A 15,212-nucleotide genomic window follows, 5' to 3' on the forward strand; every position below is an offset into this window, starting at 1 on the left:
GCCCTTGGGGACGGCGACGCCGGTGCCGTTCTGGAAGTAGTTGATCATGTCGAGGACCTTCAGGCGTTCCTCGGTGGCACCCATGGTGGTCGCGGTGAAGTCGAACCGGCCGCCCTGCAGACCCGGGATGATGGTGTCGAACTTGACGTTGTCGATCTGCAGCGTCACCCCGAGCTTGGCCGCGATCAACCGCGCCATGTCCGGGTTGAACCCGATCGGCGTCTTGTTGTCCGTCGCCATGAAGGTGGTCGGCGGACTCGACAGGTCCATCGCCACCGAGATCCTGCCCTTGGCCTTCACCGCCTCGGGCAACAGCTTCACCGCGGCGGGATCAGCCTGAACACCGGCCGAGATGTCGTCGGTGTGCTCGACCGACTGGCCGGGCTCACCGCTCTGCTGGGCGCTCTGCGGAGCGCCGTTCGACCCGCATGCGGCGAGCGCGACGGCCAAGGCCGTCGTGACCATCGATACGCTCAAGCTTCTGCTGACTCGCATGGGTTTGCTCCTACTCGAAGGGAAAGCACGCCGGGGGCCGTGCAGGGGCGGGCATGATGTCTGTCAATCGCGTGGGGTGGCGATGGCGGCGAGGTGCGTGCCGGGGCGGACGGACAGCCCGTTCATGTGGTAGATGATCGTTCCGGAGGAGCCGGCGGCGATCTTGTGCTCGGCGCCGTCGACCGGGTCGACGATGCGGCCGATCGTCTGTCCCTCGGTCACCTCGTCGCCGGTGACGGCGTCCGGGTACCAGAGGCCGGTGAGTTCGGACTCGACCTCGCCCGTCCAGATCCAGTCACGCGGCTGCGTGGTCACCGGTGCGATGTTCTGCGGTGCCTCGACGACTCCGAGGTGGTGCAGGAGCCGGTACAGGGCGTCGAGCAGCCTGCGCACGGTGGCGGGCTCCCGGTCGCCGAGCTGCCCGGTCTCGATCAGGATCGCGGGAACACCCTGCCGGTTCGCGGCGGCGTGGCTGTTGCCGCCATCCGGGCTGGTGCCGAAGATGACCCGCTCGTAGCCGACTGCGTGGGCCATTCCCCTGATCTTCGCGTTGAGCTCGTAGTCGGAGGTCACGCGGTAACCGACGAAGTCGAGCAGGTACTGGTCGATGCCACCGCTGTGCAGGTCCGCGTAGGCGTCGGCGCCGTCGATCAGGTGCTCGAACAACCAGGCCGCCATCCGGTCTGTGGGGCCACCGTCGGGGTCTCCCGGGAAGACCCGGTTGATGTTGACGCCGTCCAGCGGGGAGATGTTGAGCCGCCCGCCGTAGACGGCCGCCGGATTGGCCACGGGGCAGATCACCACCTGACCGGCGACGCCGTCCGGTTCCAGCAGCCCGGCCAGGCGGGTGGTGGCCTCGAGGGGGATGAACTCGCCGCCGTGGACACCACCGGTGAGCACGACCCTGGGGCCGGGCCGGGAGCCGTTGATGAGGATCAGGGGAACGTCCACCGTCGTCGCGCCGAGGTCGGCGGTCAGACTCCCGCGGGTCTTCTGGCCGGGCTCTGCGCTCAGCGGACCGATGGTCAGGTTCATGCCTTGCCTACCTCGTTCGGGCTCAGGCCACAGTGCGGGCGTGGGTGGTGATGAAGTCGATCGGCTGCGGCGAGGAGCCGCTCAGCACCAGGTCCGCCGCGATGTCGCCGAAGGCCGGGGAGAGCTTGAAGCCGTGGCCGGAGAAACCGGCCAGCAGGATCACGTTCTCGTTGCCCGGCAGCGGACCGACCAGCGGCCGGCTGCTCTCGGTGTAGCCCTCCATGAAGACGGAGAGCCGGATGGGGTTCGGGTGCAGATCCGGCAGGTACCGGCCGATCAGCTCGCCGAAGATGTCCAGTTCGGACGGCTGGACCGTCCTGTCGAGACGGTTCGGGTCGTCCACCAGCCGGTGCAGGGTTCGGGACAGGCCGAGCTTGACCGAGACGCCATCAGGCGACGGCAGGCCGTAGCAGTGCGTCGGCGCGGTGCGGATGAACGCCGGGCGCTGCTCACCGAACCACGCGTCGGTGGTGGGCGTGTACCAGGCGCTGACGAGCCGGCGGATCTCCACCTCCCAGGGCAGGTCGGGCAGCAGGTCGTTGACCCACGGGCCGACCGTCACCACGACGGCGTCGAAGTGTTCGCTGCCCTCGTCGGTGCGGACCGTGGCACCGCCGCCCGTCTTGGTGATCTCGCGAACCGGCGTGTAGCGGTGGATGGTTGCGCCCAGCTCCTCCGCGCGGCGGGCAGCGGTCTGCACGGTCAGCTCCGGCCGGATGAACCCGGCGTGCCGGTCGAGCACGGCTGCGTCGCCGTCCTCGATGCGGTACTGCGGGAAGCGCTTCGCGAGCAGCTCGGCGTCGAGGACCTCGTGGTCGAGACCGTGCTCGGCGATGGACTCCAGGACGGTGGCCATCTGCTGGTGCGAGGTCGGCCCCATGAGCAGGCAGCCGGTCAGCCGGCGCAGCTCCCGCCCGGTCTCGCGCTGGAGTTCGCCCCACAGCGTGTCGGCGTGCTTGAGCAGCGGGACGTAGCGCGAGTCCTCGAAGTGGGCGCTGCGGAAGATCCGCGTCTCACCACCGGCGGCACTGCGGTCGTGGCCCGGAGCGAACCGGTCGTACCCGACGACCTCGGCCCCGCGGGCCGCGAGGCGCCAGGCGACCTGGCTGCCCATCGTTCCGACGCCGACGACGGCGACACGCTTGCTGGCAGGCACTGGGACTTCCTTTCGGCTCACCGGACGGTGAAGCTGACGTGTCCGAGGGGTTTTCAGCGGGGCTGTGCCACAATGTGGCACGCCGTGCTAGAATCTGGCACGAGGATGGCACCCGGTACAAGGCGCGTCAAGAGGTGTCTCATGGCAGGACAGAGGATTAACCGGGGGTAACGTGTGGAGATGAAAAGCGTGACCAGGTCGCTGCGCATCCTGGAGGCGGTTGCGCAGCACCAGCCGGTCACGGTGGGAGAACTGACCAAGATCTTCGGGCTGCCCAAGTCCACGGTGCAGCGCACGCTCGTCACGCTGCACGAGGCGGGGTGGCTGCGGGCCAACCGCAAGGACACGACGCGCTGGGAGATCGGCGCGCGCGTGCTCGCGGTGCGACCGGCCGCCCTGCAGGGCTCCAGCCTGTTCGCGGCCGCGCGCGACCCGATGATCCGGTTGCGGGACAAGGTCAACGAGACGGTCCACCTGGCGGTGCCGGACGCGCTGGACTGCATGGTCGTGGTCGACCGCGTGGACTCGTCGCACGCGGTGCGCACGTTCCACGAGATCGGGGACATCTCACCGTTGCACGCGACTGCGGGAGGGCGGGCGATACTGGCCAATTCGGACAGGTCCGATGTGGACGAGGTGCTCGGCCGCCCGCTGGAGAGCTACAGCGAGGCCACCCTCACCGACGCGCAGCTGCTCAAGGCGGAGCTGCGACAGGTGTCGGCGTACGGCTACGCGCTCAACCGCAACCAGTTCCGGCCCGGCGTGTGCGCGATCGCCTCGGCGATCCTGGACTCCGACGGCACACCGCTGGCCGCCGTGGTGATCTCCATGCCGGACTCCCGCTTCGAGGAGGACCGGCTCCCGGAGCTGGGGCGCCTGGTCGCGGAAACCGCCAAGGAAATCTCCGCCCGCAGACTGGGTTCCTGACGTCGACGGGGAGCTTTCCCGACGTGGAAGGCTCCCCGTCGATCTCTCGGTCAGGAAACCGGCACGGCGACGTACTTGTAGTCCAGGAACTCGTCGATGCCGACGCGGCCGCCCTCGCGGCCGAGGCCGGACTGCTTCACGCCACCGAACGGGGCAGCCGGGTTGGACACCAGGCCGGTGTTCAGGCCGACCATGCCCGCCTCCAGCCGTTCACTCACGCGTAGCGCGCGGTCGAGCGACTCCGTGAACACATAGCCCACGAGTCCCCATTCGGTGTCGTTGGCCTGGCGCACGACCTCGTCCTCGTCGTCGAACGTCAGGATCGCCGCGACCGGACCGAAGATCTCCGTCCCCATCAGGTCGCTGTCCGGCGACACCCGGCTCAGCACGGTCGGCGGGTAGAAACTGCCCGGACCGTCCGGCGTCCGTCCGCCGGCGAGGACTCGCGCACCACGCTGAACCGCGTCCTCGACCAGCCGCTCGACCTTGCGGCGGCCGTTCCGGTCGATCAACGGCCCGACATCGACCCCCGGTTCGGTGCCCGGACCGACGTTGAGTGCGCTCATGCGTGCGGACAGCCGCACGGCGAACTCCTCCGCCACGTCGCGGTGCACGAAGAACCGGTTGGCCGCAGTGCAGGCCTCGCCCATGTTGCGCATCTTGGCGACCATCGCGCCGTCGACCGCCTTGTCCAGGTCGGCGTCGTCGAACACGATGAACGGCGCGTTGCCCCCCAGCTCCATCGACGTGCGCACGACCTGCTCGGCGCACTGCTCGAGCAGCAGCTTGCCCACGCCCGTGGACCCGGTGAACGACAGCTTGCGGATGCGCCCGCCGCGCAACAGCGGCTCGACGACCTCGCCCGGCTTGGACGTCGTGACGACGTTCAGCACGCCGTCCGGCAGCCCGGCCTCGCGCAGGATCTCCGCCAGAACGAGGCTCGACAACGGGGTCTGCGGCGCGGGCTTGAGCACCATCGTGCACCCGGCCGCGATCGCCGGGCCGATCTTGCGGGTGCCCATCGCCAGCGGGAAGTTCCACGGCGTGATCAGCAGGCACGGCCCCACCGGGCGGCGCATCAGCAGCATCCGGTTGCGACCGTCCGGCAGCGTGCCGAAGCCGCCCTCGATCCGCACTGCCTCCTCGGAGAACCAGCGGAAGAACTCCGCCGCATAGGCGACCTCGCCCCTGGCCTCCGCCAGCGGCTTGCCCATTTCGGTCGTCATCAGCAACGCGAGCTCGTCGGTGCGCGAGATGATGATGTCGTAGGCACGGCGCAGGATCTCGCTGCGCGCCCTCGGCGCGGTGGCGGCCCATTCCTCCTGGACCCGCACCGCGGCGTCGACGGCGAGCTGGGCATCCTTGGCTCCGGCGTCGGCGACGTGGCAGACGACCTCGCCGGTCGCCGGGTTGTCGACCGGCATCGTGGCGCCGTCCGCGGCGTCCACCCACGTGCCAGCGATGAACAACTGCTTCGGAACGTCGATCATGGCTTCTCTCCTGGGTCGAGCAGTTCTGCCAGGTGCACGGCGCGGACGCCGAGATGGTCGACCTGGGTGGCGCAGCTGAAGCCGTCCGCCACGACGACGGCATCCGGGTTCTCTTCCAGCCGTGGCCGCAGGGACAGGTCCGCGACGGCCATCGACGTGTCGTAGTGCTGTTCCTCGAAACCGAAGTTGCCGGCGAGCCCGCAGCAGCCCTCGGCCTCGGTCACCGTTCGCACACCGAGCTTGCGCAGCAGGTCACGCGGACCACCGAACGTGGCGTACTCGTGGCAGTGGGTCTGCAGCACCACCGAGTCCGGCACGCCGGGCTGCCAGTCCGAAGTGGACAGATCAGTCAGCGCGGACGTCAGCGTGTGCACGCGTGCCGCGACCCGCCGGGCGGCCTCGGTGCCCAGCAGTTCAGGCACGTCCCGCTTCAGGGCCGCCGCACAGCTCGGCTCCGCCACCACGATCGGCAGGTCGCGGTGCGGGCCACGATCGAGCCGGGCGATGGTGCGGGCCATCACCCGGCGCGCCACCGAAAGCTGACCGGTGCTGACCCACGTGAGGCCGCAGCACAGTCCGCTGCTCGGTGTGCAGGGCAGGCCGGCGGCGTCGAGCACGCGGGAGGCGGCGCCGGCGACCTGCGGGCGGAAGGCGCGCGTGAAGCTGTCGACGAACAGCAACGCGGCCGGTCTGTCGACCGCCGTGCGCAGAACGGTCTTCAGCGCACGGCGGGACGCGAAGGGCGGGATGGCCCGGCGCCGGGTGATGCCACCCAGCCAGGCGGCGACCTTGCCCAGCGGGCCGCGCAGGACCGCGTTGAGCGGCCGTGCGACGTATCCGGCGAGCTTGGACGTCGCGGGCAACCATCCCAGTGAGTAGTGCGAGCGCGGACGGATCCGGCCGCGGTAGTGCTGGTGCAGGAACTCGGCCTTGTAGGTGGCCATGTCCACGCCGGTCGGGCAGTCCGTGGAACACGCCTTGCACGACAGGCAGAGGTCCAGCGCGTCCTTGACCTCGGTGGAGCGCCAGCCGTCGCGGACGAGGTCTCCGCGCACCATCTCCTGGAGCATCCGGGCGCGTCCGCGGGTGGAGTGGTTCTCCTCCCCCGTCGCGCGGTAGCTGGGGCACATCACGCCACCGGCGTTGCTGCGACATCGGCCGACGCCGACGCAGCGCCGGACCGCGCCCGCGAAACCGTCGCGGTCGTGGGGGAAGGTGAAGAGCGTTGTGCGCCCTTGCGGCCGTGGGACGTCCAGCGCGAGATCCGCGTCTACCGCCGCAGGCGCCACGATGACGCCGGGGTTCAGCAGACCGTCCGGGTCGAAGATCCGTTTGAACGCCGCGAACGCCCCGATGACCTCCCGGCTGTACATGACTTCCAGCAGCTCGCTGCGCGCCCGTCCGTCGCCGTGCTCGCCGGAGAGCGTGCCGCCGTGGCGGACCACGACCTCGGCGGCCTCGCGCAGGAACCGGCGGGTGGCCTCCCTGCCCTGCTCGCTCGCGAGGTCGAAGTCGATGCGCACGTGCACGCACCCGGCACCGAAGTGTCCGTAGAGGACGCCGGTGAGCCGGTGGGCGGTCAGCAAGGCGCGGAAGTCGCGCAGGTAGCCCGCGAGATTCTCGGGCGCCACCGCCGCGTCTTCCCAGCCGGGCCACGACTCGCCGCCGTCGACCAGCCGGGCCGCGAGTCCCGCCCCGTCCTCGCGCACCCGCCACAGCGAACGTCGCTGGGCCTCGCTGTCGACGACTCTGCCGTCGAGCATCCGCCCGCGTGCCTTCAGCGTGTCGAGCAGCTGCCCGGCTCGCACCGCGACGTCTGTCTCGTCGTCGCCGTCCAGCTCGACGTACAGCCAGGCGCGGCCGTCCGGGAGACCGGTGACCGAGCCGGAGCCGCGCCGGGCGCGCATGGTGGCGACGATCGCGGAGTCCATCCCCTCGACCGCGGTGGGCGTCCACCGCAGGATCTCGGGCACGTCCTCGGCCGCGTCCACGACGTCGTCGTAGCCCAGCGCCAGCAACGTCGCCGCGCGGGCGGTCGGCACGAGCCGCACCGTGGCCGCGACGACGACCGCGCACGTGCCCTCGGTGCCGACCAGCGCACGGGCCAGGTCGAAGCCGTTCTCCGGCAGGAGGTGGTGCAGCTGGTACCCGGAGACCTGCCGCGGGATGCGACCCAGCTCGGTGCGGATCGGCGCGAGGTTCTCCCCGATCAGCCGCCGCAGCCGGGCGTCCAGCTCGGCGACCTGGTCCTGCGCGGCGTCGAGCGGCCGCAGGCCAGTGTGGTCCGCGATCGCGTGCAGCCCGTCGATGGTGACGATCTCCAGCGACTCGACGTGGCCACTGGTCCGCCCGTGCCGCACGGACCGGTTGCCGCACGCGTCGTTGCCGATCATGCCGCCGATCGTGCAACGGCTGTGCGAGGACGGATCCGGGCCGAACGTGAGGCCGTGCGGCGCGACCGCGTCACGCAGGTCGTCCAGCACCACGCCGGGCTCGACGCGGGCGAGGCGCGCACCGGGGTCGATGTCGAGGATCCGGTTCATGCCGCGGGAGAAGTCGAGCACGAGGCCGGGGCCGACGGCGTTGCCCGCCATGCTCGTGCCGCCTCCCCGCGCCGTGACCGGCACCCCGAGCTCCCGGCAGGCCCGCAGCGCCGCGGACACCTCCTCGGGTGAACGGGGGAAGGCCACGGCGCGAGGCGCCACCCGGTAGTTCGAGGCGTCGTAGGCGAAGGGCGCAGTTCCTCCGGCCTCCGACTCCACGCGCAGTCCGGGGGCGGTCCTGGCGAGCAGTCGCACCAGCGGGTGGGCACTCATCGCGCCGAAACCCCTGCTTCCACAGCGGCGGACCAGGCCCGCAGACCCTCGTCGACGGCGTTCTCGTCGATCACGAGAGCGGGGATCATGCGCACGACCTGGTTCCACGCACCGCAGAGCAGCAGGAGCAGACCCTCGTCCACGGCGGCGCGCTGGACCCGGCCGGCGGTCTCCGGGTCGGGGCGGCCGTCCTCGGTGACGAACTCGGTCGCGAGCATCAGCCCGGCGCCCCGCACGTCGCCGATGGCGGGCGTCCTGGCGGCGATCGCCTCCAGCCCCGCCCGCAGCCGCGCGCCCATCAGCTCGGCGTTCTGCACGAGCTTCTCCTCCTCGACGACCTCCAGCGTGGCGACGGCGGCCGCGCACGCCACGGCGTTCGCGCCGTACGTGCCGCCCTGCGAGCCCGGCCAGGCCTTGCTCATCAGCTCCTCGCTCGCCGCGATGCCGGACAGGGTGAAGCCGCTGGCCAGGCCCTTCGCGGTGACGAGGACGTCCGGCGTGACACCGGAGTGCTCGTGGCCCCAGAACCGGCCGGTGCGCCCGACGCCGGTCTGCACCTCGTCGAGGATCAGCAGGAAGCCGTGCCGGTCGGCGCGCTCACGCAGCCCCTCCAGGAACGCGCGGGGCGCCGGGACGTAGCCGCCCTCGCCGAGCACCGGCTCCACGATGAGCGCCGCCGTGTCGGCGGGCGAGGAGATCGTCTGGAGCACGTAGTCCAGCTCCTGCAACGCGAACCGCGTCGCGGTGTCCTCGTCCCAGCCGTAGCGGTAGGCGGTCGGGAACGGCGTCACGACGACCCCGCTCATCAACGGGGAGAAGCCGGACCGGAACCGCGTGCCCGAGGTGGTCATGGACGCGGCGGCAACCGTGCGGCCGTGGAAACCACCGTGGCAGACCAGGATGTTCGGCCTGCCGGTCGCCTGCCGCGCGAGCCGCATCGCCGCCTCCACGGCCTCGCTGCCGGAGTTGACGAAGAACAGGCTGTCGAGGCCCTCCGGCAGCACCTCGCCCAGCTTGGCGACGAGCCGTCGCAGCGGCTGGTGCATGACCGTCGTGTACTGGCCGTGGATCAGCGTCGCGACCTGCTCCTGGGCGGCGGCGACGACCTTGGGGTGGCAGTGCCCGGTGCTGGTGACGCCGATGCCCGCGGTGAAGTCCAGGTACCGGCGACCATCTTCGCCGTACAGGTGCACGCCCTCACCACGAACCGCGACTACAGGGGTGGCTTGACGCAGGTGAGGCGACAGTGCGGTCATGGTCATCTCCCAGCCGAGTGATCTTGTTCTTGGTGCGGCCACCTGAGCGTCGCCGGAGCGACGACCTCCCACAACGCGCGTTCTGTCCGGTCGAGAGGCGTTGTTTGGACGTTTTGTCAAACCAGAGCAACAGCTCGGCGGATCGGTACGGCCCTGCAGTCGGCGAGATCCGCGCTTGCGCAGGTGAGAGGCGCTTGTCAAAGTGACGGCGTGCCCGAGAACCCAGGCCCACCGACCGTGGCGGACGTGCTGGCGCTACCCGTGCTGGCCGCGGGTCTGCCGGAGGTCGTCGTCGCCGGCGAACCGGGCCTGGACCGGCCGGTGCGCTGGGTCCACATCACGGAGCTGACCGACCCCGCGTCGTTCCTCAAGGGCGGCGAACTGGTCCTCACCACAGGCGTGCCGCTGCCGGGCGACACCTCGCAGGTGCGCCGCTACGTCGACGAGCTCGCCGACGTCGGCGCCGCTGCCCTCGTCCTCGAACTCGTCCGCCGGTTCCACCGCGCGCCCGATCCGCTGATCCGCGCCTGTCGCACCCGCGGCCTCCCGTTGATCACGCTGTCGCGGGACGTCAACTTCCTCGAGGTCACGCAGGTGGTCCACGCGTTGATCCTGGGCAACCAGACCGAGGTCCTGCGCCGCACCCAGCAGATCCACGACACCTTCACCGCTCTGACGTTGCGCGGTGCCGGACCGGAGGACGTGGTCAGGACAGCGGCCGAGATGAGCCACCACACCGTCGTGCTGGAGAACCTGGCCCATCAGGCGGTGATCTGCGAACCCGTTGGAACAAGCGCGGAAGAGGCACTATCACAGTGGGAACGGAGGTCAAGGGCCGTCACCGTCGAGGTGCGCACCACGTCGCACGAACAGGACGGCTGGCTGACCACACCTGTGGAGTTCCAGGGCGAACGCTGGGGCCGGGTCGTCATGCTGCCCACGCCGGGCGCCGCTTTCCGCACCGAGGACATCACCGTGCTCGAACGGGCGGCGATGACGTTGACCATCGCCCGGCTCATCCACTCCACGTCCTGGGAGCGCCGCGCACACCGCCACGTTCTGCGTGACATCGCCGAGCAACGCCACCGCTCCCCCGCCGAAGCCCGAGCCCGTGCCACCGCGCTCGGACTGCCGGTAGCCGATGCCACCTTCCTCGCCGTGCTGATCGACACCCGGCACGACGCCACCGAGGTCGAAACCCTCATCGCGCCTGCCCTCGAACGGACAGGCCTGGTGGGCGCGCTCGAAGACCGGCGCGTAGGAGTGCTGCTCTCCGTGCGCGGCGGACAACCGTGGCAGTCCACTGTGGAGCAACTGAGCCGCACCGCACGTGAGGCTGATCCCGACGCGGTGGTGAGCGTCGGATGCGAGGTCACCGACCTCTCACACGTCGCCCGCTCGTTCCGCGAAGCCGGACGAGTCGCCGAAGCCGTGCTCCCCGGCACCGACCAGCTCTACCACCAGCTGTCCGACATCGGCCTGCGGCACCTGCTCCACACCCTGCGCAACGACGTGCGCGTCCAGGACTACGTCGAACGCCAGGTCGGCCGGCTGATCGAGCACGACGCCAGGCACGGCACCGAACTGCTGCCCACGTTGCGCCACTACCTCGACGCAGCGGGCAGCAAGACCATCGCGGCCCGCCGCAGCGGCCTGTCCCGGCAGACCCTCTACGAACGCCTGCGCTTGGTGGAACGACTGCTCGACTGCGACCTCGAGGTGGGCGAGCAACGCACCGAGGTGCACGTCTCCCTCATCGCGCTCGACATTCTGCGAATGTCCTGATCGTGGGTGTCAGGAAGCCACTGCGAGCAGGTCATCGATCACGGGCTCTCGCCCGCCGTGGGTGAGATGCGCGATGGCGAACACGGGCGCGATCACCTGGCTCCAGGAATACAGCCTGTCCCCGTCGAGCCCGCATGCGGTGGCCACCCTTTGGCAACGAGCCTCGACGCCCTCGTGACCGGCACCGGCCACCACGTAGTCGACGGCGTCGAAACACGGATCGCCGATGCACGCCTTCGGGTCGATCGCGACCAGACCCCGCGACGGGCCGCCGTCCAAGACGTTGCCGAGGTGCAGATCGCCGTGCAACAGCACGAGCCTGGTCTGAGTGTCCAGCAACGTCTCGCAGCGTCGTATCGCCCGCTGCCACGTGGTCTGATCGATCCGTGCGCCGATGGCCGGTTCGGTCAGCCTCTGGCCGATTCGGCCGAAGGCCTCGTCAAGCCGACCGCGTAGATCCCACGGCCAGTGCGCGGGCACAGCCACGCCGTGCAGTGCGGCCAGCAACTCTCCCCACTGCCGCGGCAATGTTGCGCCCGGCAGGTCCTCGGCTTCGGTGCCGGGCAGAATCTCCTCCAACACCATTGCCCCGGCCTCCGCATCGATGGCCAACACGGCCGGCACCCGGCCCGAGGGCGCGAACACGGCCGCGACCAGTCCCGCCAGCAGCAGCATCCCCGCCGGCCACCCGAACGAGAACTCCTGCTGCACGAAGACGAAGCCCACGACCGCCACGAGCACCACGACCACGCACCCGACGAACAGCCCGGAACCGACTCGGCCGTGATAAGCGGTCACCGCCCCGACCACCACAGCGCCGATCAGGACGAGCTGCGGCGCGAGCCCGAGCAGAATCCGCAACGGCAGGCTCACCCGACCACCCCGTCGACCAGGACGGCGCCGACGAACGGCGCTGGCACGGCCCACCCTCTCCCGTCACCCGATCATGGTGACATCGCCGTGCGCTATGACCACCATCCGCCCTGCGTGCGGGCGTCCGTGACAACACCGTGGATCTGGTGGAGTCGTGCCACGTGCCGACGAGGTTCGCACCCCTGAGGTTCGCGTCGACGAGGTCTGCGTCGATGAGCGTCACGTTCGTGAGGTGAGCGCCCTGGCAACGCTGAGACGCGGGACGCCACAGGTGGGTAGCAGCTCGGTCGACTGGTTCGATGCGATCTTCGCTGCGGTCTACCTCATCGGCGCGTTGCGGGCTGTGCGGATCACGCGATCGTGGTCGGCGACGGACATCAGGCCTTCACCGACCCACCGCCGCGCCACGGCGGTCACCCGGTCCAGGAACACGCTTCTGGACGAAAACGGCGCCGCAACCCACACCTCGTCGAGGAACGTCGACCCGTCCGCGCGCACCGGGTTCGCGACGCCGGAGTCCACCCCTGCGAACGCGATTTTCGGCTCAGCGCGGCGGAAGTAGGAGTGGTAGGCGTCCTCGGTGCCCTCGAAGAACGGTGCCAGCGTCAGTTCACCGAGCCGGAAGTGCAGCGGCCTGCCCGCGACCGGCTGGAGGTTGCCGGCGAGATCGCCGGAGAGCGCCGCGCGTCCGTACAGGCCGAGTTCCAGCAACTCGCGCCGCGCATCGCGTGCCACGAGGTTGATCGGACCGTACATCAGCGACTGCACGAGAGGCTGGTCCGGCGTGCGCTCCGTCCGCAAGCCGAACGGCATCCGCACGCGCACAACATCCCCGTTGCGCCACGACCGGGACAACGTCACATAGGTGCCGGGCAGGGCGTTGACGTGTTGCGGGACACCGTTGACCGTCACGGTGAACTGCCTCGCCCACGCGGGAACTCGCAGGCTCAGGTCGAACCGGGCCCTGCCGGTGATCCGCAGCGTCGTGCCCTGCTCGACCGGGAAACCGGTGGTCTGGGTGACGGTGACGCCCTTCCACTTCAGCACCGACGGGCTGTAGAGGTTCACGTACAGCCGCGAGTCGTCCGCCGCACGGAAGTACACCGAGTCCTGGTACTTCGTCGCGCTCTCCATGCCGGTGCCCTCACAGCACGTCGTGCCCTGCTTGGGGGTGAAGTCGCGGATACCACCCGGAGTGAGGTCGACGAAGTACGTCATCAGCGGCAGCTCGGAATCGGCGCGGTCCTGTTTGGACCCCAGGATCTGGTTGTAGAGCGCGCGTTCGTAGTAGTCGAAGTACTTGGGCGACTGTTCGTGCAGGAACAGCTGGCGGCTGAGCTTGAGCATGTTGTGCGCGCAGCAGGTCTCCGCCGACGTGTCGCTCAACCCGCCGGCGACGACGTTGCGCGCCTTCCAGAACTCGCCCGTGCTCGTGCCGCCGATGCTGAACATCCGCGGCGGCACGACCATGCCCCAGAAGTTCCTGGCCGCCAGCCAGTACCGCTGCTCACCGGTCGCCTCGTAGAGCCGGAGCAGGCCGGTGAAGATCGGGATGTGCTGGTTGGCGTGCAGACCTTCCAGCACGTCGCGGTTCTCGGCGCACGCGGTGATCAACGAGTCGAGGTCGAAGAGCCTGGCCAGTTCCAGGTGCTTTCCGGTGATCGCGTGCAGGTCGACGATCGCCTCGACGATGCCGCCGTACTCGCCGCTGGAGAAGATGCCCCACATCCGCTGACGCACCTCGGCGGACAGTTTGCTCAATCGCGAGAACATCCAGTCGCACAAGCCGTCCGCAAGGTCCAGGGCCCGCACGTCCTGGGTGTTGCGGTAGGCGTCGACCAAGCCCTTGAGGATCTTGTGCGCGGTGTAGTAGGGCGCCCACACCACCTGGTAGTCCGGGCGCGTCATCGTCTCCAGCGTGATGAACTGTGTTTCCGGGTACGCGGCCAGGAAACCGGGGTGGCTCGGACCGCCCCACGTGCGGCGCAACGTCGCGTGCCGCCCGCGTCCGGACGCGTCGGCGAACGTCCCACCGGTCGTCTCGTCGAACGCGTAAGAGCTCAGATCTCCCTTGAGAGACGCGGTGATCTCGTCCGCGCTCAGAGCCCGCGAGAACAGGTTCACGTCGTCGAAGGCCCCGGCGAACACCGGGTCACCGCCGAAGTGCGACCGCCCCAGCCAGTGGTGCGCGAGCGAGCCGAGTGCCGCCGGGTTCAACGACATCGCGGTGTTCGTGCCGACCTGGACGCCGTTGACGTACAACGTGCCGGTGGTGCCCGCGATCGTCACCGCGACGTGGCTCCACTCGCGCAACGGCAGCGGCGCGGTGCCGTCGATGCCCTGTTCGCCGCCCGGACCGTTGGTCGTGATGGCGAACCGCGGCACGCCGCTCCCGTTGCGGGCGGCCAGGTAGAGGTACCGGGTGTTGTCGTTGCCGAAGTCGAAGATCCGCGCCCAGTTCGCGTCGTGCGACGGCCGCACCCACGCTGTTAACGTGAACATCGCGGGCAGCGGCTCAGCCGGAAGATCGATGTACTGGTACGAGCCCCGCACCTGCTCGGCCGCCCGCCCGGACTTCCCCGGCACGCTCAGCACCTGCGGATCACGGCGCAGCGCGGCCCTGCACTCGACGAACGCTCCCAGCATCGTGCGGATCTTCTCCAGGTACACCGGGTCGCCGGTGCTGCCGTACGCCTGGGCCAGCATCGACAGGAAGTGCCCGGTGAAGTGGCCGCGGAGGTTGCCGTTCGCCTCCCCGTCGAGACCTTCCCAGCCACCAGGCGCGATGGCGCCCAACGTGTCCAGGCCCGCGTTGGCGCGAAACACCTGGAGCAACCGGTTCACGTCGTAGCCACGCGCGTAGGCGAGAACGAGGTCGCGCTTCCTCGAGAAAACGCCTTCGGTCAGCGCCACTTCAGACAGTCCGAACGGAAGGAGGCCACTCGACGCCAAGGTCTGCGGTGCCGCCATCGCCTCTCGCCCTGTCACGCTGAGCAGGGGCGTCGCGGCGGTCAGGGAAGCCGCCTTCAGGAAGCCGCGCCGCGCGAACCCGTCCGCCATCTGCCCCGCTCCTCGCCGTCGAGAAATGTGAGCGCTAACATAGACCTGGGCTCGGACAGGCGTCAACGGCCGGGCGATCAGTGGTCCAGCAGGGGAACGCTGGTGCAGTGTCCAGGGTCGCGACGTGCTGCACCAAGTGGTCGAAGGCGGCGTCCTCACCGGCGATGTCACCGGCAGGGAAGTTCCGGACCGCGGGATCCTCGCCACGGCCGGGTGAGCCGGGTTCTCGAGCACAGCAGGCCGAACTGGCCCTGTTCGTCCCTCCAACCCACACGACCGGCGACAAGGCACCAACCAGGAACTGGTCGCCACAACCGGC

The 15,212-nt window shown here is 69.8% G+C and carries 10 protein-coding genes and 1 pseudogene; 2 read left to right on the plus strand and 9 right to left on the minus strand.

Annotated elements, in window-relative coordinates:
* The 3 genes from ACFOWZ_RS39655 to solA all read right to left on the minus strand — a co-directional run.
* A partial coding sequence (locus tag ACFOWZ_RS39655; RefSeq protein ID WP_382379111.1) for a transporter substrate-binding domain-containing protein occupies positions 1-465 on the minus strand: 465 nt, incomplete at its 3' end.
* Between the two features lie 93 nt (positions 466-558).
* Positions 559-1,530 (minus strand): succinylglutamate desuccinylase/aspartoacylase family protein, encoded by a 972-nt coding sequence (locus ACFOWZ_RS39660; protein ID WP_382379112.1) that lies wholly within the window; start codon positions 1,528-1,530, stop codon positions 559-561.
* Positions 1,531-1,552: 22 nt separating this feature from the next.
* Positions 1,553-2,686 (minus strand): N-methyl-L-tryptophan oxidase, encoded by a 1,134-nt coding sequence (gene solA, locus ACFOWZ_RS39665; RefSeq protein ID WP_382379113.1) that lies wholly within the window; start codon positions 2,684-2,686, stop codon positions 1,553-1,555.
* A 180-nt stretch (positions 2,687-2,866) separates the two neighbouring features.
* Here solA and ACFOWZ_RS39670 point away from each other — a divergent pair, with 180 nt between their 5' ends.
* Positions 2,867-3,613 carry an IclR family transcriptional regulator gene (locus ACFOWZ_RS39670; RefSeq protein WP_382379114.1) on the plus strand — a complete coding sequence of 249 codons (747 nt, stop codon included), beginning with the start codon at positions 2,867-2,869 and terminating at the stop codon, positions 3,611-3,613.
* A 50-nt stretch (positions 3,614-3,663) separates the two neighbouring features.
* On the opposite strand, the gene ACFOWZ_RS39675 is transcribed toward ACFOWZ_RS39670, so the two are convergent.
* The 3 genes from ACFOWZ_RS39675 to ACFOWZ_RS39685 are packed head-to-tail and all read right to left on the minus strand — an operon-like array spanning position 3,664 to position 9,175.
* Entirely contained in the window at positions 3,664-5,103 is a 1,440-nt protein-coding gene (locus tag ACFOWZ_RS39675; protein ID WP_382379115.1) for an NAD-dependent succinate-semialdehyde dehydrogenase, read from the minus strand.
* Positions 5,100-7,919: an FAD-binding and (Fe-S)-binding domain-containing protein gene (locus tag ACFOWZ_RS39680; RefSeq protein WP_382379116.1), complete on the minus strand. Its 2,820-nt coding sequence runs from the start codon at positions 7,917-7,919 to the stop codon at positions 5,100-5,102. The genes ACFOWZ_RS39675 and ACFOWZ_RS39680 overlap by 4 nt, the downstream gene beginning before the upstream one ends.
* Positions 7,916-9,175 (minus strand): aspartate aminotransferase family protein, encoded by a 1,260-nt coding sequence (locus tag ACFOWZ_RS39685; RefSeq protein ID WP_382379118.1) that lies wholly within the window; start codon positions 9,173-9,175, stop codon positions 7,916-7,918. Before ACFOWZ_RS39685 ends, ACFOWZ_RS39680 begins: the two co-directional genes overlap by 4 nt.
* Before the next feature lie 210 nt (positions 9,176-9,385).
* On the opposite strand from ACFOWZ_RS39685, the gene ACFOWZ_RS39690 reads away from it, so the two are divergent.
* The gene (locus ACFOWZ_RS39690; protein WP_382379119.1) at positions 9,386-10,960 is read left to right on the plus strand and encodes a PucR family transcriptional regulator; all 1,575 of its coding nucleotides are present in this window, start codon (positions 9,386-9,388) and stop codon (positions 10,958-10,960) included.
* Between the two features lie 9 nt (positions 10,961-10,969).
* Here ACFOWZ_RS39690 and ACFOWZ_RS39695 read toward each other — a convergent pair whose 3' ends face one another.
* From ACFOWZ_RS39695 to ACFOWZ_RS39705, 3 genes and pseudogenes are all read right to left on the minus strand, one after another.
* Complete coding sequence (locus tag ACFOWZ_RS39695) at positions 10,970-11,833, minus strand: phosphotransferase (protein WP_382379120.1); 864 nt, start codon at positions 11,831-11,833, stop codon at positions 10,970-10,972.
* A 172-nt stretch (positions 11,834-12,005) separates the two neighbouring features.
* Positions 12,006-12,134, minus strand: a pseudogene (locus ACFOWZ_RS39700) (pentapeptide repeat-containing protein); the annotation flags it as partial.
* 17 nt (positions 12,135-12,151) lie between these two features.
* Entirely contained in the window at positions 12,152-14,893 is a 2,742-nt protein-coding gene (locus tag ACFOWZ_RS39705) for a beta-L-arabinofuranosidase domain-containing protein (protein ID WP_382379121.1), read from the minus strand.
* Positions 14,894-15,212: the final 319 nt, after the last annotated feature.

It is taken from the genome of Lentzea rhizosphaerae, assembly GCF_042649515.1.
Classification (GTDB): domain Bacteria; phylum Actinomycetota; class Actinomycetes; order Mycobacteriales; family Pseudonocardiaceae; genus Lentzea; species Lentzea aerocolonigenes.

Bases quoted from the DNA above. Each gene is read 5' to 3' on its own strand.
- ACFOWZ_RS39660 (WP_382379112.1), bottom strand. From the start codon at position 1,530: ATGAACCTGACCATCGGTCCGCTGAGCGCAGAGCCCGGCCAGAAGACC.
- ACFOWZ_RS39670 (WP_382379114.1), top strand. From the start codon at position 2,867: ATGAAAAGCGTGACCAGGTCGCTGCGCATCCTGGAGGCGGTTGCGCAG.
- ACFOWZ_RS39675 (WP_382379115.1), bottom strand. From the start codon at position 5,103: ATGATCGACGTTCCGAAGCAGTTGTTCATCGCTGGCACGTGGGTGGAC.
- ACFOWZ_RS39680 (WP_382379116.1), bottom strand. From the start codon at position 7,919: ATGAGTGCCCACCCGCTGGTGCGACTGCTCGCCAGGACCGCCCCCGGA.
- ACFOWZ_RS39685 (WP_382379118.1), bottom strand. From the start codon at position 9,175: ATGACCGCACTGTCGCCTCACCTGCGTCAAGCCACCCCTGTAGTCGCG.
- ACFOWZ_RS39705 (WP_382379121.1), bottom strand. From the start codon at position 14,893: ATGGCGGACGGGTTCGCGCGGCGCGGCTTCCTGAAGGCGGCTTCCCTG.